The 20,793-nt window shown below is 40.2% G+C and carries 19 protein-coding genes; 12 read left to right on the top strand and 7 right to left on the bottom strand.

Features of this window, described 5'->3' with window-relative positions:
* Positions 1–16 precede the first annotated feature (16 nt).
* The 5 genes from crcB to lrp all read right to left on the bottom strand — a co-directional run bounded on the left by crcB (position 17) and on the right by lrp (position 5,760).
* Complete coding sequence (gene crcB / locus KO525_RS03440) at positions 17–403, bottom strand: fluoride efflux transporter CrcB (RefSeq protein ID WP_215962451.1); 387 nt, start codon at positions 401–403, stop codon at positions 17–19.
* A complete protein-coding gene (locus KO525_RS03435; protein WP_303523052.1) occupies positions 404–1,741 on the bottom strand; it encodes a replication-associated recombination protein A in 1,338 nt (445 codons plus the stop codon).
* Between the two features lie 11 nt (positions 1,742–1,752).
* On the bottom strand, positions 1,753–2,424 hold the full coding sequence (lolA, locus tag KO525_RS03430; protein WP_215962388.1) for an outer membrane lipoprotein chaperone LolA: 672 nt from the start codon (positions 2,422–2,424) through the stop codon (positions 1,753–1,755).
* Positions 2,425–2,427: 3 nt separating this feature from the next.
* A complete protein-coding gene (locus KO525_RS03425) occupies positions 2,428–5,124 on the bottom strand; it encodes a DNA translocase FtsK (RefSeq protein WP_215962387.1) in 2,697 nt (898 codons plus the stop codon).
* A gap of 150 nt (positions 5,125–5,274) precedes the next feature.
* Positions 5,275–5,760 (bottom strand): leucine-responsive transcriptional regulator Lrp, encoded by a 486-nt coding sequence (gene lrp / locus KO525_RS03420; RefSeq protein ID WP_215962386.1) that lies wholly within the window; start codon positions 5,758–5,760, stop codon positions 5,275–5,277.
* Positions 5,761–5,876: 116 nt separating this feature from the next.
* On the opposite strand from lrp, the gene ald reads away from it, so the two are divergent.
* The 8 genes from ald (at position 5,877) to KO525_RS03380 (ending at position 14,551) form a co-directional block, all read left to right on the top strand.
* Positions 5,877–7,007 (top strand): alanine dehydrogenase, encoded by a 1,131-nt coding sequence (gene ald, locus KO525_RS03415; RefSeq protein WP_215962385.1) that lies wholly within the window; start codon positions 5,877–5,879, stop codon positions 7,005–7,007.
* A gap of 635 nt (positions 7,008–7,642) precedes the next feature.
* Entirely contained in the window at positions 7,643–8,407 is a 765-nt protein-coding gene (locus KO525_RS03410) for a hypothetical protein (protein ID WP_215962384.1), read from the top strand.
* A gap of 79 nt (positions 8,408–8,486) precedes the next feature.
* The gene (locus KO525_RS03405; RefSeq protein WP_215962383.1) at positions 8,487–9,794 is read left to right on the top strand and encodes a sugar ABC transporter substrate-binding protein; all 1,308 of its coding nucleotides are present in this window, start codon (positions 8,487–8,489) and stop codon (positions 9,792–9,794) included.
* A gap of 74 nt (positions 9,795–9,868) precedes the next feature.
* Positions 9,869–10,741 carry a carbohydrate ABC transporter permease gene (locus tag KO525_RS03400; protein ID WP_215962382.1) on the top strand — a complete coding sequence of 291 codons (873 nt, stop codon included), beginning with the start codon at positions 9,869–9,871 and terminating at the stop codon, positions 10,739–10,741.
* Positions 10,742–10,744: 3 nt separating this feature from the next.
* On the top strand, positions 10,745–11,575 hold the full coding sequence (locus tag KO525_RS03395) for a carbohydrate ABC transporter permease (protein WP_215962381.1): 831 nt from the start codon (positions 10,745–10,747) through the stop codon (positions 11,573–11,575).
* 11 nt (positions 11,576–11,586) lie between these two features.
* Complete coding sequence (locus tag KO525_RS03390) at positions 11,587–12,597, top strand: ABC transporter ATP-binding protein (RefSeq protein WP_215962380.1); 1,011 nt, start codon at positions 11,587–11,589, stop codon at positions 12,595–12,597.
* A gap of 280 nt (positions 12,598–12,877) precedes the next feature.
* Complete coding sequence (locus tag KO525_RS03385; protein WP_215962379.1) at positions 12,878–13,582, top strand: HAD family phosphatase; 705 nt, start codon at positions 12,878–12,880, stop codon at positions 13,580–13,582.
* A gap of 9 nt (positions 13,583–13,591) precedes the next feature.
* Positions 13,592–14,551, top strand: a complete 960-nt coding sequence (locus KO525_RS03380) for a sugar-binding transcriptional regulator (protein WP_215962378.1) — start codon at positions 13,592–13,594, stop codon at positions 14,549–14,551.
* Between the two features lie 60 nt (positions 14,552–14,611).
* Here KO525_RS03380 and KO525_RS03375 read toward each other — a convergent pair whose 3' ends face one another.
* Positions 14,612–15,352 (bottom strand): hypothetical protein, encoded by a 741-nt coding sequence (locus KO525_RS03375; protein WP_215962377.1) that lies wholly within the window; start codon positions 15,350–15,352, stop codon positions 14,612–14,614.
* Positions 15,353–15,552: 200 nt separating this feature from the next.
* Between KO525_RS03375 and trxB the strand changes: the two genes are divergently transcribed.
* The 4 genes from trxB (at position 15,553) to infA (ending at position 18,408) form a co-directional block, all read left to right on the top strand.
* Entirely contained in the window at positions 15,553–16,503 is a 951-nt protein-coding gene (trxB, locus tag KO525_RS03370; protein WP_215962376.1) for a thioredoxin-disulfide reductase, read from the top strand.
* Between the two features lie 36 nt (positions 16,504–16,539).
* Positions 16,540–17,274, top strand: coding sequence for a leucyl/phenylalanyl-tRNA--protein transferase (aat, locus tag KO525_RS03365; protein WP_303523053.1), 735 nt, complete (start codon positions 16,540–16,542; stop codon positions 17,272–17,274).
* 1 nt (position 17,275) lies between these two features.
* On the top strand, positions 17,276–17,983 hold the full coding sequence (locus tag KO525_RS03360; protein WP_215962375.1) for an arginyltransferase: 708 nt from the start codon (positions 17,276–17,278) through the stop codon (positions 17,981–17,983).
* A 206-nt stretch (positions 17,984–18,189) separates the two neighbouring features.
* Positions 18,190–18,408, top strand: coding sequence for a translation initiation factor IF-1 (gene infA, locus KO525_RS03355; protein ID WP_105053115.1), 219 nt, complete (start codon positions 18,190–18,192; stop codon positions 18,406–18,408).
* Between the two features lie 104 nt (positions 18,409–18,512).
* On the opposite strand, the gene clpA is transcribed toward infA, so the two are convergent.
* On the bottom strand, positions 18,513–20,771 hold the full coding sequence (gene clpA / locus KO525_RS03350; protein WP_215962374.1) for an ATP-dependent Clp protease ATP-binding subunit ClpA: 2,259 nt from the start codon (positions 20,769–20,771) through the stop codon (positions 18,513–18,515).
* Positions 20,772–20,793 lie beyond the last annotated feature (22 nt).

Below are 20,793 nucleotides of genomic sequence, written 5' to 3'. Positions count from 1 at the left end.
TACCCATTCTTAAAATTTACGTTCGATTCGGTACCAATTGCATCCCTAGCCAAGCGGCTAAAATACAGACCAAAACATTTAATAATATATTGATTAAGGCTTTTTGCCATTCACCGTTTTGCAACATCAACAACGTGTCGAGCGAAAATGTTGAAAAAGTCGTCAATGCGCCTAATATTCCTACACCTATCAAAGGTCGCCAAGGCAATTCAGCAACTATACCATGTTCAATTAAGCTAAATAAGAGGCCCATAATAAATGAACCCAAGATATTAACTAACAAGGTTGTATAGGGAAATCCTTTGCCTAACCATGCAGTTACGCCAATGGTTGCACTGTAACGTAAACTTGCACCTATAGCGCCGCCAATCGCGACAAAAACAATACTGCTCAAACTCAAAATTTAGTCCTTTCTACGAGTGATAGGGCTGTTGTCGTCTAGTGATTGTAGATATTCCAATTTCTCTTTAATTTTTCGTTCGAGTCCACGATCACTAGGTTCATATAATTTAGTATTGGCTAATTCCGCTGGAAAGTACTCTTCGCCCGCCGCATAGGCACCAGGTTCGTCGTGAGCATACCGGTAACCTTCACCATTACCTGTTTGTTTCATTAGTTCCGTAGGTGCATTTGTTAAATGCTTAGGCACATCAAAACTCGGTAAGTCGGATGCCATCCGTTTGGCCTGTTTAAAGGCGACATAAACAGCGTTACTTTTGGGTGCGGCAGCTAAATATAATGTGGCCTGAGCTATTGCGCGTTCACCTTCTGCAGGCCCGACACGGTGAAAAATATCCCATGCATTAAGGGCAACCTCCATGGCTCTAGGATCCGCATTGCCTATATCTTCAGTAGCGATGGCTAATAATCGCCGCGCGACATACAAAGGGTCACCACCACCCGCTAAAATACGGCAGAACCAATATAAAGCGGCATCAGGGGCTGAACCTCGCACCGACTTATGAAAGGCTGAAATCAAGTTATAAAAATGATCACCGCCTTTATCAAAGGTAGCCATCTGATTACCAGTGGCCTGCTCTATGATCTCTTTTGTGATCTGATTATCTTGTTCAACTAAGTCACAACATAGTTCTAGAAAATTCAGTAATTTTCTACCATCACCGTTCGATAGTTTTATTAGCAAATCTCGATTGTCGGCATTAATCTTTAAATTGTGCGCGCCTAGACCATCCACTTTATCGCAAAGTGCTCGGTCCAATAACAGAGCCAAATCTGAGTCTTCGATGGCTTTGAGGATATATACACGGGCGCGAGACAATATTGCATTATTGAGTTCAAACGACGGATTTTCGGTCGTTGCTCCAATAAAGCTCACCGTGCCATCTTCAATAAAGGGTAAAAACGCATCTTGTTGGCTTTTATTAAATCGATGAACTTCATCGACAAACAACACAGTTTTTTTACCTTGGTTTACTAGCCGTTCTTTGGCCCGTTCAATGGTTGCACGAATGTCTTTAACACCAGCGCTAATCGCAGAAAGCTTTTCAACATCCGCGTCTGCATAATGGGCAATCAAATCTGCAAGTGTTGTTTTACCGGTTCCCGGAGGTCCCCACAATATCATCGAATGGCATTTTTTCGCCTCGATCATACGTCGAATCGCCTTACCCTCGCCAACCAAATGCGTCTGCCCAACATAGTCATCTATGACACGGGGACGCATTCTAGACGCTAATGGGGCACTTTCAGTAGGGGTAAAGTCAAAACCTTGAGTAGCCAACAGTCAAAACCTTAATATTCAACATTGCCGTCAACAACTTTTGGCAATTGCCTTTGGTCGTCGATATCTGTTCCCAATGGTATTTCAAACTGAAACAAGCCATTGTCTACGTCGGCAAAAACTTGATTTGAAATTGCATACTGGCTCACTTGCATGGTACGACCGACCACCGCTATATTGGTCAACAAAGTGTCTTTAAACGTTACTTTAAGTTCTATAACTTGAGCTTGGTCAAGCAATTTAGGACTTACAACAAAGTGGTTTTGTTGTTTTTCGATCGTAAACTGTGACCACGTTTCATCGTCTTGGGAAACGAGCAAGGCAAATGGCGTTTGAGCGACAGCTTGGCTTGCATCAAACAACGAGACCTGTTCGATAAATGGATTAAACCACCATAATGTCTCGCCATTAGATACTAGTAACTCAGGTTCAGGTTCAGTGATTTCCCACAAAAACAATCCCGGTTGTTTAAACTTCAAACGCCCCTGTGCTTCGTGCAATACATTAAGTTCACTATCGACAACTCGTTGAGAAAAATCGGCTGAAAACCCATTGTATTGTTTTAAAATTGTACGTAATTCGACTTCGGCTGTTTTAGTTACATCAGCCGAGTTGGCGGCCATACTAACTAATACGACGCTTGCAACCATACATTGTTTTATTACTGCTAAATACTTAACCATAAACTAATCTAATTCCTCATCAATCGCCGCTTTAACCGGTGGCGGAGCCAACACTTCACGTGTGCCATTATTTGCCGCAGTGCTTACTATTCCCATTATTTCCATCTGTTCGACAATACGGGCAGAACGGTTGTAACCAATTCTTAATTTTCGTTGAATACTTGATATCGAAACTTTTCGCGTTTCAGTGACAAATGCCACTGCTTCGTCAAATACTGGGTCGACTTCTTCACCTTCTGCCATTTCTGCGGCTTCACCTGGAAGCATATTTTCGTCGGTCATTTCACCTTGCAAAATTTCACTAACGTAGTTAGGTTTTGCTTTTGATTTCCAATCATTTACGACAGCATGGACTTCATGATCGTCAACAAATGCCCCATGGACACGGGTTGGAACGCCTGAACCAGGCGGTAAATACAACATGTCCCCCATGCCCAGAAGGTTTTCTGCGCCTTGTTGGTCTAAAATAGTTCGCGAATCAATTTTTGATGAAACCTGAAACGCCATACGCGTTGGAATATTCGCTTTAATTAATCCAGTAATTACATCCACCGAAGGACGCTGAGTGGCTAAGACTAAATGAATCCCCGCTGCCCTCGCCTTCTGCGCAATTCGAGCTATCAGTTCTTCAACCTTTTTACCGACTATCATCATCATGTCGGCAAATTCATCAATAACCACAACAATCGCTGGCAGCTTTTCTAATTGCGGTGGAAATTCCAACATGTTGTCAGAGTCTTTCCATAACGGGTCAAATAGTGGTGAACCGCTATCAATCGCTTCTTGTACTTTAGTATTAAAGCCTTTTAGGTTTCTAACGCCCATAGCAGACATCAATTTATATCGACGTTCCATTTCCCCCACACACCAACGAAGTGCATTGGCCGCTTCCTTCATGTCGGTCACAACTTCAGACAACAAGTGTGGGATACCTTCATAGACAGAAAGTTCCAACATTTTTGGATCGATCATGATCAATCGCACATCTTCTGGTGTTGATTTATACAACAAACTCAAAATCATGGTGTTAACACCAACTGATTTACCCGAGCCCGTCGTACCCGCAACCAATAAATGTGGCATTTTTGCTAGATCAACTACAACCGCCTTACCGGCAATATCTTTACCTAAAACCATAGTTAATGGTGAAGCGGCGTTTTGGAATACTGTACTATCCATGACTTCTGACAGTCGTACAATTTGACGATGTTTGTTTGGTATTTCCAAACCAATAAACGACTTCCCTGGAATAACTTCAACGACACGAACACTCATAGCTGATAAAGAACGCGCCAAATCCTTTGATAAACTGGATATTTTACTGACTTTAATGCCTGGTGCTAAATCGAGTTCAAAACGCGTAATTACTGGGCCTGGGTAAACGCCAACGACAGTCGCCTGTATATTAAAGTCCATTAATTTCACTTCAACCAAACGAGAAACAACGTCCAACTCTTCTTGAGAAATTGGATTTTCTATTTTGTCAGCACGGTCAAGTAACTCAAGTGAAGGCAGTGTCAGTGGCATAGGTTCAGGTTTTTTAATCGATGCCGTTGCCACAGTATCGCGTTCGTGCACATTTTTGTCACCGGTTTGTAAACTCTCTAATGCGCCTGAAATATCATCATCTTTGATTTGTTCATCTAAGGTAGAATAAGAAGCAGGGCTGTCCATATCGTCTATTGAAAAAGGCATATCGTCGTCAAAAGAAACATCAACAGCCTTTGCTGGAGTCTCTTTAGTGTCTGGCCTAAGTGGTCTACTTGAGGTCGGCGTTACTTCAACGGCCTTTGGGGTCTCCGCAGGAGGTAGTTCACGTTGAGTATCAACATCTATGTCTGAAATAGACGGCGTGAGCTTTTGTTCGGTAATCGATGCTTCGGCGCTTCCGAAAAACTGGCTTAACAAACTTTTAGACGCTGCACTTTCGGTTTCAGTATGATCAGGTGCGGCAACTTTGTTTTGAGTTTGCTTAGTTTTAGCTGACTTCTCTTCATTTAGAGAATGTTCATCTACTTCGCTAGAGATATTTGCTTCACTATTTACATTATTATCTTGCGGTATGAGTTTACTTTTTGGTGAAGGTTCTCGATGAAAAAGGTTTGAAACTTGTTTTATTAACCAATAAACAGAATTCAAAGTCACTCGCCCTAACCCATCGACGACCTGCATCCATGAGATACCTGTCATCAAAGTAATGCCAATCATAATCGCGACTAAAAATAATAAGGTTGAGCCAGTAAAACCAAATAAAGGCATGAGCAGATAGGCAAAAACGTCACCTACAATACCGCCCGAAGAAAAATAATAGATGTCGTCAAAATTGACACTGCATATAGCTGAGCAACCTATGACAAACATTAAGAAACCAATGAGTCTAAGGCCTAGCGCTAGGTAATCAACTTCAATAAGATCATGGAACTTGCGAAACATTAACCAACCACAAAGGGCGATAAGCACAGGTACAAAAAACGCTAACCAACCAAATGTAAATAAAAGTACGTCGGCTATCCACGCACCAAATGCTCCACCAGCGTTTTTAATTAATTCGTAATTTCCTGTTTTACTCCAACTTGGGTCAGCAGGGTCGAAGGTAAACAAAGTGATTAGGATATAGATTGCCACAGCGCCGGCTACAAGCAATCCAACTTCTAGTAAGCGTTGAAATCCATTTAATACAGTTGGCTGATTGTCAGTCAAAACCTAATACTCCAAGATTTATTATTATTTTAAGTTCAAAAGTGACCAAAATCGCTTTTTATATTGTTCGCAACTCTACCAAAATTAACGATTGGGATCACTTATTTGTTACAGAGTTTTGGTCAGTCATTAACATCTTCAACAACGTGCCTATATATGGATTCGGATCGGTTGATTTGTCTTCACTTCTTCCATCACAACATAGGTCCGAGATGCGCTAACTGAGGGTAATTTTAGTAATGTATTGCCTAACAGTTTTCGATATGACGCCATATTTTTTACCCTAGTTTTTAGCAAATAATCAAAACTACCTGACACCAAATGACATTCTAAGATTTCATCGAAGAAAGTTACCGCTTTTGAGAACTCACTAAAAACATCCTGGGCTGTTTTCTCAAGTGTGATTTCGACAAAAACTAATAACGATGCACCAACCGCCTCAGCATTTACGATTGCCTGATAACCTTCGATCACACCTTGTTTCTCCAATCGTTTAACTCGCTCTAAGCAAGGCGTGGCGCTAAGCCCTACCAATTTAGCGAGTTCAACATTTGAAACCCGTCCATTTTTTTGTAATTCCATCAGAATTTTTTTATCAGTTCTGTCTAACGATTTATTCATCGTGTTTGAATGCATAACGCCACCTATAGTTTATTACTCTAAAATAAGCCAAATAAAAGTGAATAAAACTGCCATTCACACAATATAATCGCCGAAAATATCACACAACAAGAAATAACAGGTAGAAAAATATGATCGTCGGTGTCCCTAAAGAAATTAAAAACCATGAATACCGTGTTGGTTTAACACCAGCAGCAGCAAAAGAGTTTGTTGCTCACGGCCATCAGGTCATCATTGAAACCAATGCAGGTGAGTCTATTGGTTTTACGAATGAGCAATATGTTGACGCAGGCGCTTCAATTATTGCGACAGCTGAGGAAATTTTCGCTTCAGCAGATATGATTGTTAAAGTAAAAGAGCCGCAACCAAACGAATGTAAAATGTTGCGTGAAGGCCAAACCCTTTATACCTATCTGCACTTAGCCCCTGATCCAACCCAAACAAAACTATTGGTTGCATCCGGCGCCACATGTATTGCCTATGAAACTGTTACCGATCATACAGGTGGATTACCACTTTTAGCCCCAATGAGTGAAGTGGCAGGTCGTATGTCTATTCAAGCCGGTGCGCATCATTTAGAAAAAGCGCAGGGAGGCAGTGGCACATTACTAGGTGGTGTACCGGGCGTAGCGCCCGCCAAAGTACTTGTTGTTGGCGGCGGAGTCGTTGGCACAAATGCCGCTAAAATGGCAGTCGGCATGGGGGCAGATGTCACTATTGTCGACCGTTCACTACCGCGTTTACGCCAATTAGACGATATTTTCCGTGGCACGGTGAAAACGGTATATTCAACCGTAGATGCGCTTGATTATTATACATCTAAGGCAGACTTAGTTATCGGTGCTGTGTTAATTCCTGGTGCAGCTGCACCTAAATTAATTACGAAAGCACATATTGCTAGTATGAAACCTGGTTCAGTTTTAGTTGATGTCGCCATAGATCAAGGTGGTTGTTTTGAAACTTCTAAAGCAACTACTCATCAAGACCCGACATATGTCATAAGTGATGTTGTTCACTACTGTGTTGCAAACATGCCAGGCGGTGTTGCCAGAACGTCAACTATGGCCCTAAACAATGCAACATTACCGTTTGGCTTAGCCCTAGCAAATAAAGGTACGAAACGTGCAATGTTAGAAGACCAACATTTACTAAATGGCTTGAATGTTCATAAAGGTAAAGTCACTTATAAAGCCGTTGTAGATGCTTTAGGTGAAACACTTGAATTAGAATATATGGATGCAAAACAAGCGTTAGAACTATAAGTTATCGGTATCTTACTGGTAGAGTGCTGATTTCGATTTCAAGTAGATTTAGCCTCACTTTATTACCAAGTCCGACATTAGAAATAATGTCGGATTTTTTACATCCAGATATTCAAATCAAATTTTGAAAAACCAACTCGATATTTTTCGCCCAAGCCTCACTACTTAATTTAGCGCTTTTTATTTAAGACCCCCAATTGATTAACTCTCAAACATATAAATTCAAGTCCAATAAAATTTAACTGAGGCTTTTAGAAAGTGTAGTTGGAACATTTTTAAATCAAGCAACAACCAATACAAGTTTTTTTCAGTGCCAATCCAAATTTTAGAAAAAAAATAGTAAAAACCTCAACCGTAACAATCTGAAATATATAAATTATTTATTAACCTCTAAATAATTGTGCATTTAACAAACAAAAAACTATTGACGTTCCTCCCTCTCGGTGGGAGTATGACCACGAGGTGAGCTTTTGCCCATTAGTTATAAAATGCCAATACAATGAATATAAATCGGCATGTAACTAAATGTTCAATTAGCAATATAAAATTTTTCAAGAATTGCGTTTTACCAAACCGAAAGGGGGAAGTAAGGCAAACAATTCAACAATAAAAACGTAAATAAAACAGGGTTTACTATGTTAAATAACACACACAAAATAACTGCAATTACAGCAATCCTAGCAAGTACATTAAGCACTCAACTGCACGCTCAGAGTAGTGGTGAATGGAAGTTAGCCTTTGATCTTAAAACAAACCATTTATGGCACGGTTTTATTGTCACCGACGGCGTTATGACAGCTGGCTCTTTAGAGTACAAATCTGAAGACAAAAAAACGACTTACGGCCTTTGGGGCGGTGGTTCTTTCAATGGCGAGTTTAAAGAGTTTACATACTACGCCTCTCACAAGTTTACAGACGACTTTTTTGTTGAAATCGTAAATCACGGTAACCACTCCTCTATTTCAGACAGTGATGTGGATATTTTCAACTACTCAACTGATCCATCTAAAACCGGCAACTTTGTTGATATTGGTGCGGGATATACATTCCAAGGCGAAACGCCAATTTCTGTTTATTATTCTGTCATCGTGCAAGGTATTGATACGTACATAGATGAAGACTCAGGTGAAAAAGAACAATCTTTTACAAACTACATTGAAGTATCAGCACCTGTTTGGCATGGCAAAGATGGCGAACAAGTAAAAGCGTTTATTGGTGGCGCGTTCTCACCAGTTAACGACAAAAACTTCTATTCAGACAAAGCTAATATTAACAATGTTGGCTTTACCTATTCAAAAAACCTATATGCAATGGGCAAAACATTTCCAGTATCTGCTACCGCGATGTGGAACCCGGCCCTTGAACTTGGCGCACTGCAAGTAGCAGTAAACTTGTTCTAATAACAATACTCATCGTTTTAAAAACAGGTAGGTCGTAATCAACGCCCTACCTTTAAACTGATTATTACGGGAAATTATTATGTCGATTAAAAAATCAATTATTGCATGTTGTTCTTTATTTTTGAGCACCGCCGTCCTTGCTGAAACCATTACGATTGCAACAGTAAACAATGGTGACATGATCACTATGAAAGAACTCAGTAAGAGTTTCACCTCTGAAAACCCAGATATTAATTTAAAATGGGTGACCTTAGAAGAAAATATACTACGTCAACGAGTCACGACCGATGTTGCAACAAAAGGTGGACAGTATGATGTTATGACAATAGGTACATATGAAGTCCCTATTTGGGGAAAACAAGGCTGGCTCAGAGAGCTTGACAAGTTAGGTGAAAATTATGACGTAGACGATATTCTGCCTGCGATCAGAAACGGCCTAACTGTTAAAGATAAATTATACGCTGCGCCATTTTATGCAGAAAGTTCAATGGTTATGTACCGCACAGACTTAATGGCCAAAGCGGGTTTAACTATGCCTAAAGCACCATCGTGGGAGTTTATTCAAAAAGCCGCAAAAGCAATGACGGACAAACAATCTGGTGTCTATGGTTTATGTTTGCGAGGTAAAGCGGGTTGGGGAGAAAATATTGCCTTAATTACAGCAATGTCTAACTCATTTGGCGCAAGATGGTTTGATCAAAATTGGAAACCGCAATTTGACAGTCAAGAATGGCATGACACTTTACAATATTATGTTGATTCGATGACAAAGTATGGTCCTCCGGGATCTTCAGCTAATGGTTTTAATGAAAACCTAGCGCTCTTTCAAACCGGAAAGTGTGGTATTTGGATTGATGCAACAGTGGCTGGCGCATTTGTTACAAATAAAGAAAACTCTGAAGTTGCTGAACATGTTGGATTTGCTCTTGCGCCTGACAATGGCCTAGGCAAACGAGGCAATTGGTTATGGTCTTGGACGCTGGCAATTCCTGCAAGCAGTAAGAAATCAAATGCAGCACAACGTTTTATTAGTTGGGCAACATCTAAAGAGTACACTGAGTTAGTCGCGGCCAAAAAAGGCTGGGTTAACGTACCTCCAGGGACTCGAGCGTCACTTTATAATAATCCAGACTACATGGCAGCTGCGCCTTTTGCACAGATCACTTTGGATTCTATCCAATCTGCAGATCCTATAAACCCAACGGTTAAACCGGTTCCTTATGTTGGTGTTCAGTTTGTTGCTATACCAGAATTCCAAGGTATTGGTACAGCTGTTGGTCAACAATTTGCCGCCGCGTTAACTGGCCAAATGACTGTAAAACAAGCATTACAAAGTGCTCAACGTTTAGTCGAACGTGCCATGAGAAAAGCGCGTTACCCTAAGTAATTCATTCGTCTATTAATGGTTTGGGTAAGTTCAACTAGAGCTTGCCCAGCTATCACGATTAAAAGGTCTTAGTTATGGCTACCACAAATTCACGTGCGCTCGCTCGACTCATGCTGGTCCCTTCAGTTGTTTTACTGTTGGCTTGGATGTTAGTTCCGCTGTGCATGACGCTATATTTTTCATTTTTAGATTACAACCTGCTTAGTCCTGGAACCGAAGAGTTTATTGGTTTCATGAACTATGAGTTTTTCCTTACTGATCCGGCATTTTTTGAATCTTTTTTTAATACCCTGCTACTTGTTGGTGGTGTTTTACTAATCACACTTGGTGGTGGTATTGGTTTAGCTATCTTGCTTGATCAAGCAATTTGGGGCCGAAACTATGTTCGAATAATGGTTCTAGCCCCCTTTTTTGTTATGCCAACGGTTTCAGCGCTGGTTTGGAAAAATATGCTAATGAACCCCGTTAATGGCTTATTTGCCCATTTTGCCAATTGGCTGGGTATGACCCCTATCGATTTTTTTGCCCAAATCCCGCTGCTTTCAATCATTGTTATTGTGTCGTGGCAATGGCTACCGTTTGCCGCATTAATCCTACTTACAGCGATTCAATCTCTTGACCGAGAACAACTTGAGGCTGCTGACTTAGACGGAGCAGGACCATTTAGTAAATTTTACTACATCGTCCTACCGCATCTGTCACGCGCAATAACGGCAGTTATTTTAATAGAAACAATTTTTTTATTGTCAATTTTTGCCGAGATATTAGTAACAACAAGCGGTGGTCCAGGATACGCATCAACCAATATAACGTACTTAATTTATACCCAGTCGTTGTTGCAGTTTGATGTTGGTGGAGGTTCTGCCGGTGGCATAGTCGCCGTTATTATTGCCAATATTGTAGCAATATTTTTAATGCGCCTCATTGGCAAGAACTTGGAGGATTAAGACATGGCGAACAACAATAGTATCAAAACCAAGCTTATTTATACCTTTATTGCTTGGACCATTAGCGGTCTTATATTTTTTCCAATTTTATGGACATTAATAACGAGTTTTAAAACTGAAGCTGAGGCAATTTCGGCTTCACCTAGTTTATTCATGTTTGATTGGACTTTAGAAAACTACGAAGACGTTTTAGCGCGATCGCCCTATTTTAATCACTTTTGGAATTCAATAGTCATTTCAATTGGTTCGAGCATATTGGGCTTATTAATAGCAATTCCTGCAGCTTGGTCTATGGCATTTGTGCAAACAAAGCGCACAAAAAATCTTTTAATGTGGATGTTATCAACCAAAATGTTACCGCCTGTCGGTGTATTAATACCAATTTATCTTTTGTTTAGAGATTTTGGGTTGTTAGATACTAAGGTCGGTTTAGTCATTGTTATGACATTAATCAACTTACCCATTATGGTTTGGATGCTTTATACCTACTTTAGAGAGATCCCAAACGAAGTTCTAGAAGCCGCTCGAATGGACGGTGCGAGTATTGGTGAAGAAATACTTTACGTCCTGTTGCCTATTGCGCTACCTGGGATCGCTTCAACGTTATTACTCAATGTCATTTTAGCCTGGAATGAAGCATTCTGGACTCTCATCCTAACGGCCGCTAATGCAGCCCCCCTAACGGCTTTTATCGCCAGTTATTCTAGCCCTGAAGGACTATTTTACGCCAAGTTATCAGCAGCTTCTGCAATGGCCATAGTGCCAATTTTAATTCTTGGTTGGTTTAGTCAAAAACAATTAGTGCGCGGATTAAGTTTCGGCGCAGTTAAATAGGAGAATTTATAATGGGTAGTATTCATTTAAAACAAGTAACAAAAGATTTTGGCGATGTAAGCGTAATTAAACCAATTGATTTGGAAATTAAAGACGGCGAGTTCATTGTATTTGTTGGTCCATCAGGTTGTGGAAAATCAACATTATTACGAATGATTGCAGGATTAGAAGATACCACAAGCGGCACCATTGAAATTGATGGACAAGATGCGACGACAACCCCACCTGCGAAACGCGGTTTAGCTATGGTATTCCAATCATATGCTTTATATCCTCATATGTCGGTTAGAAACAATATCGCATTCCCGTTAAAGCGAGCCAAAATTAACGATGACATCATCGAAGAAAAAATCGCGAGTGTTGCAAAAACATTAAACCTAACGGATTACCTTGATCGGAAGCCCGGCCAATTATCCGGTGGTCAACGACAAAGAGTTGCGATTGGTCGAGCAATCGTCCGCCAACCTTCTGCTTTTTTGTTTGATGAACCGTTATCAAACTTAGATGCGTCGCTGCGCGTAAATATGCGGTTAGAAATATCGGAGCTTCATAAAAGTCTAAATACAACCATGGTTTATGTTACCCATGATCAGGTGGAAGCTATGACAATGGCAGATAGAATTGCCGTTTTTAATGGCGGTATCATTGAACAAGTTGGCAGCCCACTTGAGCTTTATAACAACCCAGCAAACCGCTTTGTTGCTGGGTTTATTGGCTCACCTAAAATTAACTTCATCGATATTGAGCCTTCTACTATAGATGGAACTTGTAGCTTAGGTATTCGCCCAGAGCATATTGAAATTTCGACAACCGGCGGACAATGGGCAGGTAAAATTGGTGTGATTGAACATTTGGGCTCAGAGACATTTTTGCATGTGCATGTAGACGGTCATGATACTTTTACGGTTAAAACGTCAGGTGATTGTCCATTTAAATATGGCGATGAAATTTATTTAAGCCCACAAAAGAACAAGCTACTTCATTTTGACGCGACGGGCAAAACACTGCCTAATATAGCCTAATTTTAGTGCGATATTAACCTGCCAATGCCCTTTAATTTATTGCCATTAGACTCTATTTTAAAGGGCTAGGACAAATAAGCAGTAGCCCATAGCTAATGTTTGATATGCTATTAGAATAAACAATAGTTTAATGCCATGGAATTTAGTTAAAGGTAACTTTTGATTAAATTGACAAATCATACATTAGCTAAGTTAACAGCTATGTGGTTGAATATATTTTAAAAATATAACAACTACGCTAAGTGTTAGTTCACTTTGCGAGATCTATAGGAATTCAGTAATGCTAAACACCTTAATTAACACCGACCTTAATTCGATTGAATTAATTATTTTTGATTGTGACGGTGTGTTAATCGATAGTGAAATACTGAGCCAACGAGTCCTACTTGGGTTACTAAAAGAATTAGGCGTCGATGTGTCTGAGGATTATTTCCACAAACATTTTTTGGGGTTTAATTTTGAGCACGTAACAGCAAAGGTGTTGACTGACTTTGATGTAATTCTGACAACGGAATTCAGACACAAATATCGTAAAGCGTTAATAGACGTTTTTGAAACTGAATTAAATCAAACAGAACAATTGGAATGGATGTTATCTCAGCTCAATATTAAGACCTGTGTAGCGACCAGTAGCAGTCCAGAAAAAGTATCAAATGCCCTTCGTATAACTAACTTAGCGTCTTACTTTGTTGAACGGGTATTCACCGCTTCAGAGGTTGAAAATGGTAAACCAGCCCCAGATCTGTTTTTGCACGCAGCAAACAAAATGGGTGTTTTACCGGAAAATTGTTTGGTAATTGAAGACTCAGTAGCTGGGTTACGGGGCGCATTAGCAGCAAAAATGCATGTTCTACGTTATGTTGGCGCAGGACACCTTAAAAATAGAGATAACGCTACTCAAACCTACAAAGGTATTAGTACAATATCCCATTGGAAGCAGTTATTTGAAAAAGTACCTTCGCTCAGTACATCATTAAAAGTTTAGAGGTAAATCGTGGTTAAGCGAACTAATTCAGAAATAAGAAAACTAGACGATGCCGCCCGTGCAGGATGGTTATATTACGTTGCGGGAAAAACGCAGGAAGAAATAGCGAAAAAACTCAACATCTCTCGTCAGTCTGCACAACGTATGGTTGCTTTAGCCGTCAGTGAAGGGTTAATAAAAGTTAGACTAGAACATCCAATAGCTAAATGCATGGATCTTAAAGTTAAATTACAAAATAGATTTGGTTTGAAGTCCTGTACCGTTGTGCCTAGTGATGAAGGTGATACCACCTCTACATTGGGGTTAGCGCAAGCAGGTGCAAGCGAAATTGAAATGCACTTAAAATCGCCCGAACCAAAAGTGATCGCGATGGGAACCGGCAGAGTTTTACGGGCGTGTGTCGAAGAATTAGCGTTGTTAAATTGCGAACAACATCAAATTGTAGCCCTTTTAGGTAACATGGCCTCCGACGGCTCAGCGTCTTCTTATGACGTCGTTATGAGAATGGCGGAACACATAAATGCTAAACATTACCCAATGCCCCTCCCTGTCTTACCGAACAGCAAGGAAGAAAAAGCACAATTACACGCCCAAAGTTATATCGCCAATAATCTAAAATTAGCCGCTCAAGCAGATGTAACTTTTGTTGGTGTTGGTAACTTAGGTATAAATTCACCACTTCATCTAGATGGATTTGTTGCCGAGGAAGAATTAGCCGAGTTACAAGATAAAGGTGCCGTTGGCGAAATAATCAGTTGGGTGTTCGATGTAAAAGGAAACTTAATTGACTGCGCGGTTAATGACCGAGTCGCAAGTACACCACTTACGGTCAATTCCGACAAATATGTATGTGCTATTGCTTCAGGCGAAGATAAAGTGTATTCCATTTTAGGCGCATTACGCTCTAAGTTAGTAAATGCCCTAATTACTAATGAGTATACGGCAGAGCGATTGCTGAGTATCGACTAAACAAGCTGAATATTGTCAAGCAGCCTTATGGCTAATTAGGGCTATTGCTTTTATATCGCTTTATTTCAAATAAGGTCGGTGATCAACGATTTCGAATTTACGCCGTAACTCGGCTAACAAGGGTTGGTTGTCTTTTAAAAATTGGTTAAATTCAATTATGATATCTTGATGTTTTATCGTTGAAAGATAAAAGTCATATACTTCATACGTTAAGTTTTTATTGACCACTAACGCACCAGGTTTTCCGAGTTTTTTAAGGTGGTATTGGACAACACTTGGCTCTAAATCAATGCCATCGACCTGCCCTCTCAAAACTTGCTGTAATAGCATCAGTGTCGAGCTATTTTCGTAAAGCTGTACTTGCTTAGATTTGATTTGTTCAATCCACTGTGTAGGATAAAACCCTAATAACGTACCTAATACTTTAAAGTCTTTTTCTGTTAAATTGCGGTCAACTGCAGTTAACGTACCTGCAACTAGCCTGATCGTCGAATCACTATAAATAAATGAATCAACTTGCTTTCCACTTGGGTTCCATCGCTCATTATCTGGGTACTTAAAGTCAATATTATCTTCGATTAACCATTTGTTAAACCGTTTAATCGGCAATGGTAAATAAGTAAATGTATGGCCAGACTGTTTGCCAAACTCAGTGAATAACGCCTTAGTATAAGAATCTCCGTCCTTCTGGAAGTCAAACAAAGGGTAATAAGCAATATCTTCAACGCCAATTACAAAATTTCTGCTGTCACATTGAAATGGTAGCGTCAATGCGAGAAACGCCAATAGTATTTTCAACATATAACTTCAACTGCTCATTTATTGACCACTAAAATTACGTCAGCTATCAATAAAACGCAAATTTAATAAAATTTATCTTTCGACACCTTAACAATAGTGGAAATTTGACAAAAATTTAGAACATTAGATTCTAATGCCCCTTGTTAAGCGTTAATATTCGCCCCATAAAATGCCTAATACAGATTTTCGGAGTAAATTTAATGAGTGAAGTACAGCACCACAAACTAATCATCTTGGGTTCAGGCCCAGCTGGGTATACTGCAGCCGTATATGCAGCGAGAGCTAACTTAAACCCAGTGTTGATAACGGGTCTACAACAAGGCGGACAACTTACGACAACAACCGAAGTTGAAAATTGGCCTGGTGATGCAAATGATCTAACCGGACCAGCCCTAATGGACCGTATGAAAGAACATGCCGAAAAGTTTGAGACTGAAATTATTTTTGATCACATTAACGAAGTTAATTTTGACCAAAAACCTTATACTTTAAAAGGCGACAGCCAACAATACACCTGTGATGCTTTGATCATCTGTACTGGTGCCTCTGCCCAATATTTAGGTTTGGAGTCGGAAACAGCGTTTATGGGTAAAGGCGTTTCAGCTTGTGCGACGTGTGACGGTTTCTTTTATCGTAATCAAAAAGTCGCAGTGATTGGTGGCGGAAACACCGCAGTAGAAGAAGCGTTATACTTATCAAATATTGCCTCTGAAGTGCACTTAGTACACCGTAGAGATACTTTCCGAGCGGAAAAGATCTTAATTAATCGTTTGATGGATAAAGTCGCTAACGGCAATATTATTCTGCATACAGACCGTACTTTGGATGAAGTACTCGGCGACAACATGGGTGTAACTGGTGTTCGATTAAAAGACACTAAGAGTGACTCAACAGAAGATGTTGATGTTATGGGCTGTTTTGTGGCAATTGGCCATAAACCAAATACCGCAATGTTTGAAGATAAATTAGCAATGAATAATGGTTACATTGTTATTAATAGTGGCCTTAATGGCAATGCGACAGGGACATCTGTTGAGGGTGTTTTTGCAGCTGGTGACGTATGTGACCACATTTACCGTCAAGCAATTACATCTGCCGGTACGGGTTGTATGGCTGCGCTAGACGCAGAACGCTACCTAGATGCACTTTAATCAATTAAGGGGCTTGTAGCCCCTTCTGGCCTTGTTGTGACGCAAACTATTCATTATCTTACGGATGAAACAAGTTGGTTTCCTGATCCCAACCAAGCGATGACTGATCCTCCGGGATTATTGGCGATTGGCGGTGATTTACAACCTGACCGTATCTACAGCGGTTATCAACAAGGCATCTTTCCTTGGTTTAATGACGGTGAGCCTGTGATGTGGTGGAGTCCAGATCCACGCAACATCATTAATGTTGACGCGATTAACATCAATAAATCATTAAAAAAGTTTCTACGTAAATGCGATTACCACGTAACGATAAATAACCAATTTGAGTCCGTGATCACGGCCTGTGCGAAACCTAGATCCAATGGCGATGGAACTTGGATATTGCCTAAAATGATTAAGGCATATAATGTTTTACATCAGCAAGGTAGAGCCCATTCAATTGAAATTTGGCAATGGCAAAATGACAAAAAGGTTTTGGTCGGTGGTTTATATGGGATCAACGTTGGCTCCTGTTTTTGCGGTGAATCGATGTTTTCCGCACAACCAAACGCATCAAAACTTGCCCTAATTGTGTTGGGTAAACTGCTTAGAAACGAAAAACATGCCTTTATCGATTGTCAATTACCCAATCCGTATCTGTCTCAAATGGGGGCCTTTTTAGTATCAAGGTCACTTTTTTTAGGCAAGTTGGCACTTTGCAAAAATGAAACAATATGCCAATCTGTTTTTAAGCCAAGAGCGATAGATTGGAGAACAGAGTTAATCTAAAATGCCAACAGTGAAGTTTGGTTTGTCTGCGCCATTTCAATGCGGATATTTGAGTGATAGAGAAGAGCAACTCCTTGTCTATCTAGACCAAGAGCCGCTGAGTGAAGCGCTTTACTCAAAGTTGCAAGCTCAAGGTTTTCGGCGTTCTGAAGATTATGTCTACCGCCCCCATTGTGAAGATTGTCAGGCGTGTCAATCTATACGCCTGCCCGTTTCACAATTTCAAATTAGCCGTTCGCAAAAACGAGTTTTAAAAAAGGCTCAGGGATTTTCGGTTAAAATACAAAAATCTGAACAACCTGAGTATTACCCTCTTTTTGAACGCTATGTTAATGAAAAGCATTTGGGAGGTGTAATGTATCCAGCGAATTATTCTCAACTCACCAGCTTCTCTCAATGTGATTGGTTAGAGCAGTTATTTATTGAGCTATATGATAAAGACAAGCTTATTGCTGTCGCGATATGCGATGTGACCTCAGATAGTTTGTCCGCCGTTTATACCTTCTACGATCCTGAATATGCAAATTTCTCTATTGGCACTTTGATGATCTTGCAACAAATTAATTTGACCGAAAAACTAGAGAAACCTTGGTTATACCTTGGATACTACATACGCTCATGTCAAAAAATGAATTACAAAGTTAATTACCGACCATACCAAATTAATCAAAATGGTCGATGGCTACAAATTCCCCATATTATCAAATAAGCCAGTGTGATTAATTGCCGAGCCGCTATAATAAACACCAATAAACGAGAATATCCGCACCAAAGTGGCACATCAGTTAAATTTATTGCCTAATTTAGCTTTATATGTAAAGTTTTTTGAGTATAACCTTTACATATCGCTAGTTTTTGGGCAAAATCTGCGCTTATTTTTTTACGCACTAATTAGTCCTAGAGGTTATACGCTTAATGGCGAAAGAAGACGTTATCGAAATGCAAGGGACAATCTTAGATACCTTGCCAAACACTATGTTCCGAGTTGAATTGGAAAATGGTCACGTAGTGACAGCACATATTTCGGGTAAAATGCGCAAGCATTACATCCGTATATTAACGGGTGACAAAGTGACTGTCGAAATGACGCCATACGATTTGTCAAAAGGTCGTATTACCTTCCGCGCGCGTTAATAATATATCAGGCAACAAGTTTGCATAAAAAAACCGAGATTTTTATCTCGGTTTTTTTATGCTCAGCTGTTTAGCTCAACAGCTGAGCATTCCTAACTAACACATTAAGCATTAACGGCTTCAGTCGACGAATAAGTAAATTTTAATTCATCTTTCTTCGTTTCGATCACCACTTTGCCGCCGTCAGCTAGCTTTCCAAACAAAACTTCATTTGCTAACGGTTTTCGCAGTTTATCTTGAATTAGTCGCGCCATTGGTCGCGCGCCCATTGATTTGTCGTAACCATGCTTTGCCAACCATTTAACAGCGCTAGATGAAATCTCAAGCTCAACTCGTTTTTTATCTAACTGTGTTTGCAGCTCAACAATAAACTTATCAACAACTTGTAAAATAATCTTCTCATCTAAATGGTTAAACCAAACGATGTTGTCCAACCGGTTTCTAAATTCAGGCGTGAACGTCCGATTTATTTCTACCATCGCGTCAGTGCTGTTGTCTTGATGAGCAAAACCAATGGATTTTCGTGTCGTTTGGCCAACACCTGCATTTGTTGTCATCACAACAATGACGTTTCTGAAATCGGCTTTACGGCCATTATTATCCGTTAATGTACCGTGATCCATAACTTGTAATAACAAATTAAAGACATCAGGGTGGGCTTTCTCAATTTCATCTAATAAAACAACACAATGTGGATGTTTTAAAACAGAGTCTGTTAGTAACCCACCTTGGTCATAACCTACGTAACCTGGAGGTGCACCAATTAAACGGCTCACCGCATGGGGTTCCATATACTCAGACATATCAAAGCGAACTAATTCAATTCCAAGTACTTTAGCGAGTTGCTTAGTGACTTCTGTTTTACCAACCCCCGTCGGACCTGCAAATAAGAAACTACCGACAGGCTTACTTTCATTACCAAGACCAGAACGTGATAAACGTATGGCTGAGGTTAACGCATCGATCGCTTCTTCTTGACCAAATACCGATAGTTTTAGGTTACGGTCAACATTTTTTAAAACGTCTTTGTCGGTTTGCGATACTGATTTTTCTGGAATACGTGCAATTTTTGCAATGATCTGCTCAATCGTCGCGACATTGATTTGTTTTTTACGTTTTGATTTAGGCAATACTTTTTGATTAGCACCGGCTTCATCAATAACATCGATCGCTTTATCAGGTAAGTGACGTTCGTTAATGTATTTATCAGAAAGCTCTGCGGCTGCGCGTAATGCCGCATGGGTATATTTCACACCGTGATGCTGTTCGTATTTATCTTTTAAGCCGATCAATATTTTGGTGGTGTCTTCAACACTAGGTTCTACCACATCAATTTTCTGAAAACGACGAACCAAGGCTTTGTCTTTTTCAAAAATATTGCGGAATTCAGTATAAGTTGTAGATCCAATACATCTTAGCTTGCCCGCAGACAACAAAGGTTTTAACAGGTTAGAAGCATCCATTACGCCGCCTGAGGCTGCCCCTGCACCAATAATAGTATGGATCTCATCTATGAACAGGATAGTATCTTCTTTCTCCTGTAGCTGTTTTAAGAGCGACTTTAAGCGTTTTTCAAAATCACCTCGATATTTAGTGCCAGCTAACAAACTGCCCATATCAAGTGAGTAAACCGTCGCGTTAGCTATTACTTCTGGCACATCATTGTTAACGATACGATAGGCAAGCCCTTCTGCGATTGCCGTTTTCCCGACTCCCGCTTCACCAATGAGCAGTGGATTGTTCTTTTTACGTCGACATAATATTTGAACACAACGCTCAAGTTCCGCGTCGCGGCCAATAATGGGGTCAATTCCGCCATTTTTTGCCACTTCGTTTAAGTTGGAACACAAGTTCCCTAATTGACTTTCAGTTTCAGTTTCGCTTTGTTCTGGTTCTTCATTGTTCAATGAAGAGGCATCTTCATCCTTATCTGCGCCATGGGAGATGAAGTTCACCACGTCGAGTCTGTGGATATCAAAGCTTTTTAATACATAAACTGCGTGTGACTCTTGTTCGCTAAATATTGCGACCAATACATTCGCCCCAGTAACTTCTTGCTGGCCTGAGGACTGAACATGGAAAACGGCACGTTGCAAAACACGTTGAAAACCTAATGTAGGTTGGGTGTCTTGTTCGGACTCATCAACGTCAACGGGTAAATATGGCGTTGTCTGAGCAATAAATTCGCTAAGCTCGAGCTTAATTTTATCAAAGTTTGCTGAACACGCCTCCAAAGCTTGTTTGGCGTCTTTGTTGTCTAGCAACGCCATTAGTAAGTGTTCAACAGTCATAAATTCATGACGATGAGATTTTGCATAACGAAATGCTTCGTTAAGTGTGACTTCTAATGCTTTATTTAACATATACACCTTCTCTCACTATTTT

It is taken from the genome of Psychrosphaera sp. B3R10 (assembly GCF_018861025.1).
Classification (GTDB): Bacteria; Pseudomonadota; Gammaproteobacteria; order Enterobacterales; family Alteromonadaceae; genus Psychrosphaera; species Psychrosphaera algicola.
The sequence above is the reverse complement of the archived record's forward strand: the minus strand, read 5'-3'. Positions and strand labels throughout refer to the sequence as shown.